The following is a 13308-nucleotide window of genomic DNA, read 5'->3' as shown; positions in this document are numbered from 1 at the left end:
TAAAAAAACCGCGCCTTTTCAAGGGCGCGGCCAGTCCACAGGGAGGAAGTCACCAACGGAACCATGATGAACACAGCCCCGGCACGTTCAGACTGGCACAAAGGGCTTAACAATGTATTTTGACTGCGGAAAACATCGGCGGGAAAGATGGCGGCCGGGCCGCCGGATCCGGCTCTCATCGGATTTGTGAGGTGACTTGTGGCCAATGAAGAACAGTCGGTGGACAGCATTTTTGTCGGTGGCGGTGGCGAAGCCTATGGCCAGCCGCAGTCCCTGCTGCTGAGATATGGCAACCGGCACGGGCTGGTTGCCGGCGCCACCGGCACCGGCAAGACGGTCACGCTGCAAATCCTTGCCGAAGGCTTTTCGGCGGCCGGGGTTCCGGTATTTCTGTCTGATGTGAAAGGTGATCTTTCCGGCATCGCTGCCTCTGGTTCGGCAACCCACATACTGCACGAGCCCTTCTCCAGGCGCGCGGCCACCATCGGGCTTGATCTGCAATACCGCGCCTTTCCGGTGATCTTCTGGGATCTGTTCGGCGAAAAGGGTCATCCGGTCCGTGCGACCCTGTTCGAGATGGGGCCGCTGCTGCTGTCGCGCCTGCTGGAGCTGTCCGAGGCGCAGGAAGGTGTGCTGAACGTCGCATTCCGGCTTTCGGACGAAGAGGAACTGCCGCTCCTGGACCTGAAGGATCTGCAAGCGCTGCTGACCTTCGTCGCTGAAAACGCCAACGCGATTTCTGCGCGCTACGGTCTGGTGTCAAAGGAATCGATCGGTGCAATCCAGCGGCGGCTTTTGGTGCTGGAAAATCAGGGCGGGGCCGGATTGTTTGGCGAACCCGCGCTGGATCTGGCCGACCTGATGCTGACCGACGCGGAAGGCCTTGGCCGGATCAGCATCCTCGCCGCTGACAAGCTGATGCAGTCGCCCCGGCTTTACGCAACCTTCCTGCTTTGGCTTCTGGCCGAACTTTTCGAGATGCTGCCCGAGGTGGGCGACCCAGACAAGCCAAAGCTGGTCTTCTTTTTCGACGAGGCGCATCTCTTGTTCGATGATGCCCCGAAGGCGCTGATTTCAAAGGTGGAACAGGTCGCGCGACTGATCCGCTCCAAGGGTGTGGGGGTCTACTTCGTGACCCAGAACCCCGCCGATGTGCCAGAAACCATCCTTGGCCAGCTTGGCAACCGCGTGCAGCACGCCTTGCGCGCCTTTACCGCCAAGGATCAGAAAGACCTGCGGATGGCGGCACAGACCTATCGCCCGAACCCTGCCTTTGCCATCGAAGACGCGATTCGCGACGTTGGCACGGGTGAGGCGGTGACGTCCTTGCTGGAGGCCAAGGGCATCCCCGGCGTCGCCCAGCGCACCCTGATCCGTCCGCCGTCCAGCCAGCTTGGCCCGCTGGATGAAGCCATGCGCGCTTCGATCATCGCCGCTTCGCCGGTGGCCGGAAAATATGACACCACGATTGACCGCGACAGCGCCTGGGAGCGTCTGCGCGCCCGAGCCGAAAAGACCGCGCGCGAGGCGGCCGAAACCGAAGCGCGCATCGCCGAGGAAAAGCAAGAGTTTGACCGCGCCCGCCGCTACGACGGCAAGGCCAGAACGCCGTCAAAGTCTGGCAGCAGCAGGTCCGATTCCGTCGGCACCGCCTTTGCCAAAAGCTTCGCCCGCCAGCTTGGCACAAAGTCCGGTCAGGCACTGGTGCGCGGGGTGCTTGGCTCGATCTTCGGCAAGCGATAGCCGCAAAACCTTGCGGTTTTGCATCTTGCCCGGGTGACAGTGGGCAGGATTTCAGGTCAAGTCGACCAGCCCATTTCCGGAGTCAGCAATGAAACGATCACGCATCAACGATATCATGCGCGCGGCGGACGATCTCATCCGCCACCACGGCTTTGTCCTGCCACCCTTCGCCTATTGGACGCCCGAGGCGTTCAAGGCCCGCACCGATGCCGGGACAATCGTGCAAACCCGGATGGGCTGGGACATCACCGATTACGGGCAGGGCCGGTTTGATGACATGGGCCTGTTTCTGTTCACCCTGCGCAATGGTCGGCTGGCTGATCTGCAACGCGGCGGCGGCATGTGCTATGCTGAAAAGCTGCTGATTTCCCGGCAAGATCAGCTTTCCCCGATGCATACCCATGTCATCAAGGCCGAGGATATAATCAACCGCGGCGGGGCTACTCTGGTGATCGAGCTTTACGGGTCGGACGATCACGGCAACTTCGCCGAGGATCGCGGCGGCAGCGTGCATTGCGACGGCATCGCGCGGGCCTATGGTCCGGGTGAAAAGCTGCGGCTTGCCCCCGGCGAAAGTGTCACGCTGATGCCCGGCGACTGGCACGCCTTCTGGGGCGAGGGGGGCGATGTGCTGATCGGTGAGGTGTCAACCGTGAACGACGATCTCACCGACAACATCTTCCGCGAGCCGATTGGCCGCTTTGCCGAGATCGAGGAGGACGAGCCGCCGCTGCATCTGCTGGTCAGCGATTACGACAGCTGGCTTTAATACCTTGGCCATGAATTGAAACGGGGGCGCCATTGGCGCCCCGTTTGCGTTGCAAGCCTGTGCGGTTCAGTCCACGGCAGTTGGGGGCGGGCAGGCGCCGTCAACCAGTGCCGTGGCGCAAACCGGGGTGGCGGTTGCCTCCGTTGTCTCGGGCGCCGCCACTGCCGGGGCCGCTGCCGGCACGACAACCGGGGCGGTCCCCAACGCGATCGAGGGTGGCGGAAGCACGTTCAAGGCAGGCACCGCGCCTGCCGGAATTACCGGCTCTTCGACCTTCTTCTTTGCTGGAACGATCGGCTTGGGGATATAGAGCCCTTTCGGCATTTCGCCCGCCGCAGTCAGCACGACAACCTTTTCGCCACCTTGCAGGCGGTTATAAAGGTCAATCACGTCCTGATTGATCATCCTGATGCAGCCAGAAGATGCATTGCGACCGATCGACTTCCATTCCGGCGTGCCGTGGATGCGGTAGCCGTAGTCGATGCCGTTCGATTTGAGATAGATTGCCCGCGCGCCCAAGGGGTTGGTCGGCCCGCCCGGCTGACCCTTTTCCCATCTCGCCAGCTTCGGATCGCGTTCGATCATTTCCCGGGGAGGTGTCCACGTTGGCCATTGCTTCTTTTCGACGACATCAGCCTCGCCCGACCATTCAAACCCGGCGCGGCCCACGGAAATGCCGTAGCGGATCGCCTTGTTCTTTCCGACCACATAGTAAAGCAGCCTGGTCTTGGGGTTGATGATGATTGTGCCGACCGGCTGGTCGGTTTCATAGGCCACAACCTGTCGGCGGTGGGTTTCGGGGATCTGTTCCACCGGCAGGGCCGGGATCTGGATGCCGGCATCCATTGACGCCAGATAGACATTCTCGTCCGGCTTTGGCAGCGGCTGGTTCGAGGCCGATGGGCTGACCGTTGGGTCCACGCAGGCAGCGAGGGCGAAAAGGGCAAGCGCTGCGGGAAGGGCCGCCAGCCTGCGGCCAAGGGAAATCTGCGTCTGGCGCATCAAGAAACTCACTTTTTCCGGCCCGCAAGCTTCCTGCCCGGGCTAAACTACGGCTTCACGGTAACTTAGCCGTGACTGTCCGTCAAACCGTGCAGGGGACGGAACGCGATCACGGGCGCGTGAAAACCGCGTCAAAAGGTGGAAAAAAGCGCCTTTCAGACCCTTATCCGGCTGCCACTGCGTCTACCTCGACCAAAAGCGCAGGCGATGCCAACCCCGCGACGATCAGCAGAGTCGCGGCAGGCGGCGGGTTTTCCTCCACCCAAAGGTCGCGCCGGACGCGGTAGGTGGCCACGGCCTCGGGGCTGTTTTCGGTCAGGTAGACCGTGATCTTCATCAGGTTGGCCCTGCTCATCCCGGCCGCCTCCAGCGCCCGGTCAACATTGGCCAGGGCCACGTCCAGCTGCGCGGCCAGACCCTCGGCCAGGGTGCCATCCGGGTGAATGCCGATCTGGCCAGAAATCTCCAGCCGTCGGGTCGCCCCTTCGGCCAGCGCGCATTGATTGTAGCGCGAGGCGGGTTGCGGCATCGTCGCCGGGGTCCAGAGCCTGATCATCACGTCACCGCCGCGCGGGCTTTGAACTCGGGCTTGTCCCACGTGCCGTAGTCCATGATCCGTGCCAGCACGCTGACGGCGCGCGCCACGTCATCTTCATCGATGTACAGCGGGGTAAAGCCAAAACGCAGGATGTCGGGTGCGCGGAAATCGCCAATCACGCCTTCATGGATCAGCGCCTGCATGATCGCATAACCCTCGGGATGGCGGAAGCTGACCTGGCTGCCCCGCATCAGGTGTGAACGGGGCGTTGCCAGTTGCAGCATCGGTGCGCGGCTTTCCACGCCCTTGATGAACTGATCCTGCAGCCGCAGCGACTGGGCGTGAACCTCGGCCAGATCGACGCCGTCCCAGACATCCATCGCGGCTTCCAGTGCCGCCATCTGCAACACGGGTGGCGTGCCGACGCGCATCCGTTCGATCCCCTGACCGGGGCGATAGCTCAGGTCAAAGGCAAAGGGTGCTTCGTGGCCCAGCCAGCCGGACAGGGCAGGGCGCGCCACCTCGGCATGCCGGGGGGCCACATAGATGAAGGCCGGGCCACCGGGGCCGGAGTTCAGGTATTTGTAGGTGCAGCCCACCGCGAAATCGGCACCCGCGCCAGCAAGATCCACCGGCAGCGCACCCGCCGAATGGGCCAGATCCCAGACGGTGATCGCCCCCATTTCATGCGAGCGCCGGGTGATCTCGCGCATGTCGTGCCGCCGCCCGGTGCGGTAGTCGACCTCGGTGAGCATGACCACGGCAACGGTGTCATCAATTGCTGCCATCGCTTCTTCGGGGGCCACGGTCTTCAGCCGGTATTGCCCGCCAAGTGTGCGGCACAGCCCTTCGGCCATGTAAAGATCAGACGGGAAATTCCCGGTATCGGACAAGATCACCCGGCGCTTTGGGTTCATCTCCAGCGCCGAGGCAAGCGCCTGATAGACCTTGATCGACAGCGTATCACCCAGAACCACCGTCCCCGGCGCCGCGCCGATCAACTTGCCCACCCGGTTACCAAGTGCCGCGGGTTGCGCCATCCATCCGGCCTTGTTCCAGCCGCGGATCAGCATCTCACCCCATTCGGCCTGCACCGCATGATCAACCCGTGCGGGCGCGGCCTTGACCATCGGCCCGAGGGAGTTTCCATCCAGATAAACCACCCCCTCGGGCAGGTGGAACAAGGCCTTCTTGGCTGCGAAATCGATGGGCATGGCTGTCTCCTTCTCCTTGCCGTTATCGGGGCTTCCTTTTGCAATGCCAAGCCGGAACTGCGGCGCTTGCACCTTGCGCCATGCTCTGCCTAGATCGGCCGTCACGAATGGAGGCCGATATGCGCCCGATGTTGCGCAAGATCCTTGCCCTGATCGACCTGCCGCCCGCCTGGCTGGCCGCGCATGTGGCTGCTGCATGGGTGCTTTCGCTGATCTCGCCAGCGCTGTTCGGCGCCGCCGGCGACTGGCTTGGTCGCGCCCTGGTCATTCTTGGTGTCGTCATCACCGTCATTGCCGCCGCCCAGATGACGCTGCACCGCACCACCGTCATTCCTCGCCGGAAGCCTGCCGCACTGGTGACCACCGGGCTTTTTGCCGTTTCGCGCAACCCGATCTATCTGGCCGATGCCGTGATCCTGCTGGGGGCGATCCTGTGGCTGGACGCGATCTTGGCGCTGCCCTTGGTCGCGGTCTTCGTCTTGCTGATCCAGACCCGTTTCATCCGCGACGAGGAGACGCGATTGACCATGGCCTTCGGGCCGGAGTTTGATCTTTGGGCCGCACACACGCCACGCTGGATCGGGGGCCGGACCCCAAGGAAATGAACAGCCCCGGTGCGACAAACTGGGGTTTGAAATATTGTTGCGCGGTGATAAGTGCATCAGGCTGGTTTATGGCGCAGACGGCAGAAGCGGGGGGCAGTCTTGAAAATCGGAGCACTGACAGAGGTTTTTCCGGGTGAAAACCGGGTAGCGATGACACCGGACTCGGCCACCCAACTGCTCAAGTTGGGCCATTCCTGCTGCATCGAGGCCGGGGCAGGGGCAAAGGCGGGTTTTTCCGACGCGCTTTACAGCGCGGCCGGGGTGACCGTGCTGCCGACTGCCGCCGATGTGATTGCCGCCTCTGACGTGATCGTCAAGGTGCGCGGGCCTGAGGCCGCCGAACTTGGCACGCTGGCCGAAGGTCAGACGCTGATCAGTTTCTTCTGGCCCGCCCAGAACCCTGAACTGCTGGAAGCCGCAGCGAAGAAGAACCTGACCGTGGTCGCGATGGACATGGTGCCACGCATCAGCCGCGCGCAGAAGATGGACGCGCTGTCGTCGATGGCAAACATCGCCGGCTACCGCGCGGTGATCGAGGCCGGTAACAACTTTGGCCGCTTCTTCACCGGTCAGGTGACGGCAGCGGGCAAGGTGCCACCAGCCAAGGTGCTGATCGTTGGCGCGGGTGTGGCGGGTCTTGCCGCCATCGGGACAAGCGTTTCACTTGGTGCCATTGTCCACGCCTTCGACGTGCGCCCCGAAGTGGCCGAGCAGATCGAATCCATGGGTGCAAGCTTCGTTTTCCTGGAATTCGAGGCTTCACAGGACGGCGCCGCGACGGGTGGCTATGCTGCCCCCTCGTCGCCTGAGTTCCGCGAGAAGCAACTGGCGAAGTTCCGCGAGCTTGCGCCGGAAATGGACATCGTTATCACAACCGCCCTGATCCCCGGCCGACCCGCGCCGAAGCTCTGGACCGAGGACATGGTTGCGATGATGAAGCCAGGGTCGGTGATCGTCGACCTTGCGGCCGAACGTGGCGGCAACTGTGATATGACGGTGCCGGACCAGAAGATCGTGACGGAAAATGGCGTGACCATCGTAGGTTATACCGACTTCCCCAGCCGGATGGCGGCGCAAGCCTCTACCCTTTATTCCACCAACATCCGCCACATGCTGACCGACCTTACGCCGAAGAAAGACGGCGTGATCCTGCACAACATGGAAGATGACGTGATCCGCGGGGCCACCGTGGCCCATGTCGGCGCGGTGACCTATCCGCCGCCACCGCCGAAGATCGCGGCGATTGCCGCAGCCAAGCCGAAGGAAAAGGTCAAGGAGCTGACGCCCGAGGAACGCCGCGCGCAGGAAGTGGCGGCCTTCAAGGCGCAAACCCGCAGTCAGGTTGGCCTTCTGGTGGTCGGCGGCGCGCTTTTGCTGGCGGTGGGTCTGGTGGCTCCGGCCAGCTTCATGCAGCATTTCATCGTCTTCGTGCTGGCGGTGTTCGTGGGCTTCCAGGTGATCTGGAACGTCAGCCACTCGCTGCACACCCCGCTCATGGCAATCACCAACGCGATCTCGTCGATCATCATCCTTGGGGCGTTGATGCAGATCGGGTCGGGTTCGTTCATCGTGATCGTTCTGGCCGCTCTGTCGGTATTCATGGCCGGGATCAACATCTTCGGCGGCTTCCTTGTCACCCGGCGCATGCTCGCCATGTTCCAGAAATCGTAAGGAGAGCCCGACGATGGATTACGGTTTCACCACCGCCGCCTATGTTGTTGCGGCTATTCTATTCATCCTGTCCTTGGGCGGTTTGTCGGGTCAGGAAAGCGCCAAGCGCGCGGTCTGGTATGGCATGGCCGGTATGGCTCTGGCGGTAACCGCCACGCTGATCGGGCCGGGGGCTGGGCTTTGGGCCTTGTCGCTGGTGTTGGTGCTGGCGGGCGGGACGATCGGCTGGGTCGTGGCCAACCGCGTGCAGATGACCGAGATGCCGCAGCTTGTGGCGGCGATGCACAGCCTTGTCGGCCTTGCGGCGGTGTTCGTGGGCTTCAACGCCGATATCGAGCTTGGTCGCGTGCTGGGCATGGACAGCGTCGCGCGGCAAGCGCTGGACGGTTTTGCCGCCGTTCTGGCCAAGAAGGACGCGGTCGAGGTGTCGATCCTGCGGGTTGAGGTGTTCCTTGGTGTCTTCATCGGGGCTGTGACCTTCACCGGGTCGGTGGTCGCTTTCGGCAAGCTGGCCGGCAAGGTCGACACGACGGCGAAAAAGCTGCCGGGCGGGCATTTCCTGAACGCGGCAGCGGCCATCGGCGCGGTCGTGCTTGGCGTGATGTATTTCAACGAGGCGGGTATCTGGACGCTGGCGCTGATGACGCTTCTGGCCTTCTTCATCGGCTATCACCTGATCATGGGGATCGGTGGGGCCGACATGCCTGTGGTCGTGTCGATGCTGAACAGCTATTCCGGCTGGGCGGCGGCGGCCATCGGCTTCAGCCTTGGCAATGACCTTCTGATCGTGGTCGGCGCTTTGGTCGGCAGCTCGGGTGCGATCCTGTCCTACATCATGTGCAAGGCGATGAATCGGTCGTTCATCAGCGTCATCCTTGGCGGTTTCGGTGGCACGACTGGTCCTGCGATGGAAATTGCCGGCGAACAGATTGCCATCGATACCGAAGGTGTCGCGGCGGCGCTGAATGACGCGGATTCGGTGATCATCATCCCGGGCTACGGCATGGCCGTGGCCCAGGCGCAGCAGTCGGTCTCTGAGCTGACCCGCAAGCTGCGCGCGCGCGGCAAGACCGTGCGCTTTGCGATCCACCCGGTCGCTGGCCGCCTTCCGGGCCACATGAACGTGCTTCTGGCCGAGGCCAAGGTGCCTTACGATATCGTGCTGGAAATGGATGAGATCAACGAGGATTTCCCAACCACGGATGTGGCCATCGTCATCGGGTCCAATGACATCGTGAACCCGGCAGCGCAGGAAGACCCGAACAGTCCCATCGCGGGGATGCCGGTGCTGGAATGCTGGAAGGCCAAGCAGGTGTTCGTGTCCAAGCGCGGCCAAGGCACCGGCTATTCGGGCATCGAGAACCCGCTGTTCTACAAGGACAACACCCGGATGTTCTACGGCGACGCCAAGAAGTCGCTGGATGCGCTGTTGCCGCTGATCGACTGACCGCTTGCGGGGTGGGCAGATCAGCCCACCCCGCGCATCAGCCTTCAGCGAAACTGCAACACCTGCCCGGCATACCCCGGTATTCCAGCATTTTGCTGGCAAGCAGGGACCGCGCGGCCTAACTCTTGCGGCAAGACAGCCAAAGGCCCGCCATGCCCCCGATCCCGGATCACCCGCTTCGCTATGCCACCGTGAATGAGCTGCACGCGCGGCCCTTTCCGTCGCTGGAGGTGCCATCGACCGCCGTTTATGTGGCGATCAAGGAACCGGTGCAGGCGCAGAATCGTGACCGCTCCAAGGATCTGGCCCATCTTCTGTCACTGCTTGACCGTCACGGCAGCGCCCATCCGCAACCCGGTGCCACACATTTTCAGGGGCCAATCGGCCGGGCCGATCTGAAATGGGAAAGCCACACCGAGTTCGTGACCTATACCGCCTTTTCGCGCGGCGCTTCCAAACGTCCCTTTGACCCGGCCGAGGCGGAGCTTTTGCCCGAAGACTGGTTGGCGACCGCGCCGGGTCGTCGCCTGACCTCGGTCCTGATCCGGATCGAGCCGATGCCGGCTTCGGACGAAGCGCTGTTTGCGCAACTGGATGACTGGTTTGTGCCGGAAAGCCTTGCCGTCAGCCGTGTTGTCGATGGGGCTGCCGTGATCGCCGGGGATTTCCGCATCGATCCTGCCGGACACATGCGCTTTGCGGTTTTCGTCAAGCCCGGCACTGGCCCGCGCCGGGTCGGCCGGATCGTCCAGCGCCTGTGCGAGATCGAAACCTACCGCGCCATGTCGATGCTGGGCCTGATGCGGTCGCGCGATCTGTCGGCGCGGCTGAACACGCTTGACCCGCGGCTTTCGGCGCTGGTCTCTGGTCTCGACAATGCCGAACCGGCCCCCGAAGCGGCCCTGCATGACCTTCTGACCATCTCGGCGGAACTGGAAAGCCTTGCGGTGCAGTTTTCCTTCCGATTCGGTGCCACGGCGGCCTATGAGGCGATCGTGAACCAGCGGATCGAGGTTTTGCGCGAAACCCGGATCGAGGGCCGCCAGACCTTTGCCGAATTCATGATGCGCCGATATGATCCGGCGATGCGCACGGTCAAATCCGCCGAGGGGCGATTGCAGGCCATGGCCGACCGCGCCCAGCGCGCGGCCGAGCTTTTGCGCACGCGGGTTGATGTGGAACGATCGGCCCAGAACCAGAAGCTTCTGGAAAGCATGGACAAACGCGCCGATCTGCAGCTGCGGCTGCAACGGACGGTCGAGGGGTTGTCGGTGGTGGCGATCAGCTATTATGCGGTCAGCCTTGCGGCCTATCTGGCCTATCCGCTGGCCAAGGCGTTGAACATGGGCAAGGAAGCCCTGACGGCTGCACTTGTCCTGCCGGTGGTCGGTCTGGTCTGGCTGCTGGTCCGCCGGATCCGCAAGGCGTTGCACTGACGCCACGTTGCGCAGGGTCAAGGCGGTTTGAGCCGGGGCCTGCGATCCTGCCCGTCGTCAAGCGACGGAGGCGGCGATGATCTGGCTGAAATGGGGGCTTTACGCGGCGGCAGGGCAGGCTCTGGTCTGGGCTGGATTGGCGCTTTACGGCAATTGGCGCTGGCAGGCGCGCACCGCGGCACTGGTGTCAGACCTGACAGCAAGCAGAACGCCGGTTTCCCCGGGCCGCTATGATCCGGCCGCACTTGACGACCTGCCTCCCCCCGTTCAGCGCTTCTTTCGTGCGGCCCTGACCCCCGGTCAGCCGATGGTGGCGGGGGTAACGCTTGCCCATGCCGGAACCTTCAACATGGGTGAGGTGGTGGACAACTGGAAACCCTTCACCTCTCGGCAGGTGGTTGAAATCTCGCGGCCCGGTTTTGTCTGGGATGGCACGATCCGCATGGCGCCGGGGTTGCCGGTGCGGGTCCATGACGCCTATGTCGCGGGCGAAGGCGTGCTGATCCCCGCCCTTTTCGGGCTTTTAAAGCTGACCGAGTTGCGCGGCACCGGCGATATCGCCGAAGGCGAGGCGATGCGCTATCTGGCCGAGGCCGCATGGTATCCGACCGCGCTTCTACCGGGGCAGGGTGTTGACTGGTCCGGCATTGACGATTCCAGCGCCCTTGCCACGCTGACCGATGGCCCGCTGACGATCAACCTGACCTTCCGATTTGGCCCGGACGATCTGATCGCCTCGGTCCGCGCCGAGGCCCGGGGCCGCACGCTGGCCGGCGCGGTGATCCCGACCCCTTGGGAAGGCCACTGGTCCGACTACCAGCCTCAGGACGGCATGATGGTGCCGATGGCGGGCGAGGTGGCTTGGATCCTGCCGGAAGGGCCAAAGCCCTATTGGCGGGGCCGGATCACCGACCTTGCCTTCCGCTTTGCCGATTAGCGGCCCCGGATGCGCGGGTCCAGCGCGTCGCGCAGCCCGTCACCGATGTAGTTGACGCTCAGCACCGTCAGCGAGATTGCAAGGCCGGGGAAGATCACCCGCTCGGGATACATCTGCATGTATTCAAGGCCTTCATAGAGTAGCCGTCCCCATGTCGGGAAATCTGGTGGAAAGCCAAGGCCAAGGAAGGACAGCACGGATTCCGTGATGATCGCCTCGGCCACACCCAGCGTCGCGGCCACCATCACCGGGGACACGACGTTCGGCAGGATGTGCCGCAGGATCACCCGGCGCGGCGTCGCCCCGATCGATCGTGAGGCCAGCACATATTCCCGTTCCTTCAGCGCCAGCACCTCGCCCCGGACAATCCGGGCCGCATGCATCCAGCTGGTCACACCGATGGCAAAGACGATCAGCAGGAACGCCCCCATCTCCGGCCCAAGCTGACGCGAGAGCTTGTCCCGAAAGAGCATCACCATGACAAGAAGCAGCGGGATCAGCGGCAGCGCAAGGAACATGTCGGTCAGCCGCATCAACGGGCCGTCCAGCCGCTTGAAATAACCCGCCAGCACCCCGATCAGCGTGCCAAGGAAGACCGCGATGATCATCGCCACAAAGCCCACGGCCAGACTGACCTTGCCAGCCGCCATCATCCGCTGCATCTGGTCTCGGCCCAGCTGGTCGGTTCCCATCGGATGCGACATGCCCGGACCAAGGTTCTTGCTTTTCAGTGCTTCGACCACAGTCAGCTTTTCCGGCGCCCAGACCAGCGGGCCAAGGATCGAAAACAGGATCAAGAGGCCAAGCACCACCAGCCCGAACACAGCCCCGCGATGCTTGCGAAACTGCGCCCAGACAGCGGCCCGCAGGGTTTCCGGCGCGGCGACGCCAAGATTGGTGTCAGTCATAGCGGATCCTCGGGTCAAGCATGCCATAAAGAAGGTCGGCAATCAGGTTGAACATCACGATCAGGATCGCGAAGATGAAGGCCAGCGTCTGCACCATCGGCAGGTCATTGCCTCGGATCGCCTGAATAAGCGCCGATCCGATGCCATTCACCCCGAACAGGTTCTCGGTGATGATCGCGCCGCCGAAGATCGAAGGGATGCCAAGTGCGATGACCGTGACCACCGGGATCAGCGAATTGCGCAGGACGTGTTTCAAGATCACCGTGCGTTCGTCCAGGCCCTTGGCGCGGGCGGTGCGGACGTAATCCTGGCCCATGTTTTCCAGCATGGAAGACCGCATGTAACGGCTGATCGCGGCGGCATTCGCCAGCCCCAGCACCATCACCGGCATGGCCATCTGGCGAAGTTGTTTAAGAAAGCTTTCCCAGTCGGTGACTGTCAGCGTGGTATCGTATTTCGTCGGAAACCAGCCCAGACCGACCGCGAAGATGATGATGAAAAGTGTGCCGGTAAAGAAGGTTGGCACCGAAAAGCCGATCATTGCGAACATGGTGCCGAACTGGTCGAACAGCGAATATTGCTTGTAGGCCGAATAGATCCCGATCGGCAGCGCGATCAGCACACCCACAAGATAGGCGGTGCCGATCACGGTCAGCGTCTGCGGCAGGCGTTCCCCGATCAGCGGGAACACCGGGGACCGGCTTTGATAGCTGATGATCCGCTGCATGCCCTCGGCGTAATTGGTGCCGAAGATCGCGTCGAACCCGTTTAGCGGTTCGACCCAGAAGAACTGCTTCAGCCAAAGCAGGTATCGGACGTGGACGGGTTCGTTCACACCAAGCGCTTCAAGAATCTTGGCGCGCACTTCCGGCGGCACGGTAAGCGGAATTTCTGACGCCGGGCTGCCGGGGGCAAGATCGACCAGAAGAAAGATGACAAGACTGATCAGAAGAAGCGTGGGGATGGCCAGTAACAGCCGTCTCAGCGTGAATGTGAGCATGGGGCAGGTGCCTCGGATCAGCTGTCTTGCGGGAAAAA

The 13308-nt window shown here is 62.8% G+C and carries 12 protein-coding genes; 7 read left to right on the top strand and 5 right to left on the bottom strand.

The window, feature by feature from the left end; translation table 11 throughout:
- Window positions 1-198: 198 nt before the first annotated feature.
- Both QUV21_RS03975 and QUV21_RS03970 read left to right on the top strand, forming a co-directional pair.
- Entirely contained in the window at window positions 199-1743 is a 1545-nt protein-coding gene (locus QUV21_RS03975; RefSeq protein WP_300853264.1) for a helicase HerA-like domain-containing protein, read from the top strand.
- Window positions 1744-1831: 88 nt separating this feature from the next.
- On the top strand, window positions 1832-2512 hold the full coding sequence (locus tag QUV21_RS03970; protein WP_300853263.1) for a D-lyxose/D-mannose family sugar isomerase: 681 nt from the start codon (window positions 1832-1834) through the stop codon (window positions 2510-2512).
- 66 nt (window positions 2513-2578) lie between these two features.
- On the opposite strand, the gene QUV21_RS03965 is transcribed toward QUV21_RS03970, so the two are convergent.
- The 3 genes from QUV21_RS03965 to kynU all read right to left on the bottom strand — a co-directional run bounded on the left by QUV21_RS03965 (window position 2579) and on the right by kynU (window position 5266).
- The gene (locus QUV21_RS03965) at window positions 2579-3514 is read right to left on the bottom strand and encodes a L,D-transpeptidase (RefSeq protein WP_300853261.1); all 936 of its coding nucleotides are present in this window, start codon (window positions 3512-3514) and stop codon (window positions 2579-2581) included.
- 163 nt (window positions 3515-3677) lie between these two features.
- Window positions 3678-4070, bottom strand: a complete 393-nt coding sequence (locus QUV21_RS03960) for a RidA family protein (protein ID WP_300853259.1) — start codon at window positions 4068-4070, stop codon at window positions 3678-3680.
- Window positions 4070-5266: a kynureninase gene (kynU, locus tag QUV21_RS03955; RefSeq protein WP_300853257.1), complete on the bottom strand. Its 1197-nt coding sequence runs from the start codon at window positions 5264-5266 to the stop codon at window positions 4070-4072. The genes QUV21_RS03960 and kynU overlap by 1 nt, the downstream gene beginning before the upstream one ends.
- Window positions 5267-5385: 119 nt before the next feature.
- Between kynU and QUV21_RS03950 the strand changes: the two genes are divergently transcribed.
- The 5 genes from QUV21_RS03950 (at window position 5386) to QUV21_RS03930 (ending at window position 11362) form a co-directional block, all read left to right on the top strand.
- Complete coding sequence (locus QUV21_RS03950) at window positions 5386-5871, top strand: isoprenylcysteine carboxylmethyltransferase family protein (RefSeq protein ID WP_300853256.1); 486 nt, start codon at window positions 5386-5388, stop codon at window positions 5869-5871.
- A 99-nt stretch (window positions 5872-5970) separates the two neighbouring features.
- A complete protein-coding gene (locus QUV21_RS03945; RefSeq protein WP_300853255.1) occupies window positions 5971-7542 on the top strand; it encodes a Re/Si-specific NAD(P)(+) transhydrogenase subunit alpha in 1572 nt (523 codons plus the stop codon).
- A gap of 13 nt (window positions 7543-7555) precedes the next feature.
- Complete coding sequence (locus QUV21_RS03940; RefSeq protein WP_300853254.1) at window positions 7556-8989, top strand: NAD(P)(+) transhydrogenase (Re/Si-specific) subunit beta; 1434 nt, start codon at window positions 7556-7558, stop codon at window positions 8987-8989.
- Between the two features lie 152 nt (window positions 8990-9141).
- On the top strand, window positions 9142-10425 hold the full coding sequence (locus QUV21_RS03935) for a DUF3422 family protein (protein ID WP_300853253.1): 1284 nt from the start codon (window positions 9142-9144) through the stop codon (window positions 10423-10425).
- 76 nt (window positions 10426-10501) lie between these two features.
- The gene (locus tag QUV21_RS03930; RefSeq protein WP_300853251.1) at window positions 10502-11362 is read left to right on the top strand and encodes a DUF6544 family protein; all 861 of its coding nucleotides are present in this window, start codon (window positions 10502-10504) and stop codon (window positions 11360-11362) included.
- Here QUV21_RS03930 and QUV21_RS03925 read toward each other — a convergent pair.
- Both QUV21_RS03925 and QUV21_RS03920 read right to left on the bottom strand, forming a co-directional pair.
- The gene (locus QUV21_RS03925; protein ID WP_300853250.1) at window positions 11359-12270 is read right to left on the bottom strand and encodes an ABC transporter permease; all 912 of its coding nucleotides are present in this window, start codon (window positions 12268-12270) and stop codon (window positions 11359-11361) included. The two genes, QUV21_RS03930 and QUV21_RS03925, sit on opposite strands and share 4 nt — an antisense overlap.
- Window positions 12263-13270 carry an ABC transporter permease gene (locus QUV21_RS03920; RefSeq protein WP_300853249.1) on the bottom strand — a complete coding sequence of 336 codons (1008 nt, stop codon included), beginning with the start codon at window positions 13268-13270 and terminating at the stop codon, window positions 12263-12265. Before QUV21_RS03920 ends, QUV21_RS03925 begins: the two co-directional genes overlap by 8 nt.
- Window positions 13271-13308: the final 38 nt, after the last annotated feature.

The sequence above is a fragment of the Tabrizicola sp. genome (genome assembly GCF_030373185.1).
Lineage (GTDB): Bacteria > Pseudomonadota > Alphaproteobacteria > Rhodobacterales > Rhodobacteraceae > Tabrizicola.
This window is presented reverse-complemented; position numbering and strand designations above follow the sequence as displayed.

What these genes read in the sequence shown, in the direction of transcription:
- QUV21_RS03930 (WP_300853251.1), top strand. Translation starts at nt 10,502, where the DNA reads ATGATCTGGCTGAAATGGGGGCTTTACGCGGCGGCAGGGCAGGCTCTG.
- QUV21_RS03965 (WP_300853261.1), bottom strand. Translation starts at nt 3,514, where the DNA reads ATGCGCCAGACGCAGATTTCCCTTGGCCGCAGGCTGGCGGCCCTTCCC.
- QUV21_RS03970 (WP_300853263.1), top strand. Translation starts at nt 1,832, where the DNA reads ATGAAACGATCACGCATCAACGATATCATGCGCGCGGCGGACGATCTC.
- QUV21_RS03940 (WP_300853254.1), top strand. Translation starts at nt 7,556, where the DNA reads ATGGATTACGGTTTCACCACCGCCGCCTATGTTGTTGCGGCTATTCTA.
- QUV21_RS03950 (WP_300853256.1), top strand. Translation starts at nt 5,386, where the DNA reads ATGCGCCCGATGTTGCGCAAGATCCTTGCCCTGATCGACCTGCCGCCC.
- QUV21_RS03960 (WP_300853259.1), bottom strand. Translation starts at nt 4,070, where the DNA reads ATGATCAGGCTCTGGACCCCGGCGACGATGCCGCAACCCGCCTCGCGC.
- kynU (WP_300853257.1), bottom strand. Translation starts at nt 5,266, where the DNA reads ATGCCCATCGATTTCGCAGCCAAGAAGGCCTTGTTCCACCTGCCCGAG.
- QUV21_RS03935 (WP_300853253.1), top strand. Translation starts at nt 9,142, where the DNA reads ATGCCCCCGATCCCGGATCACCCGCTTCGCTATGCCACCGTGAATGAG.
- QUV21_RS03920 (WP_300853249.1), bottom strand. Translation starts at nt 13,270, where the DNA reads ATGCTCACATTCACGCTGAGACGGCTGTTACTGGCCATCCCCACGCTT.
- QUV21_RS03925 (WP_300853250.1), bottom strand. Translation starts at nt 12,270, where the DNA reads ATGACTGACACCAATCTTGGCGTCGCCGCGCCGGAAACCCTGCGGGCC.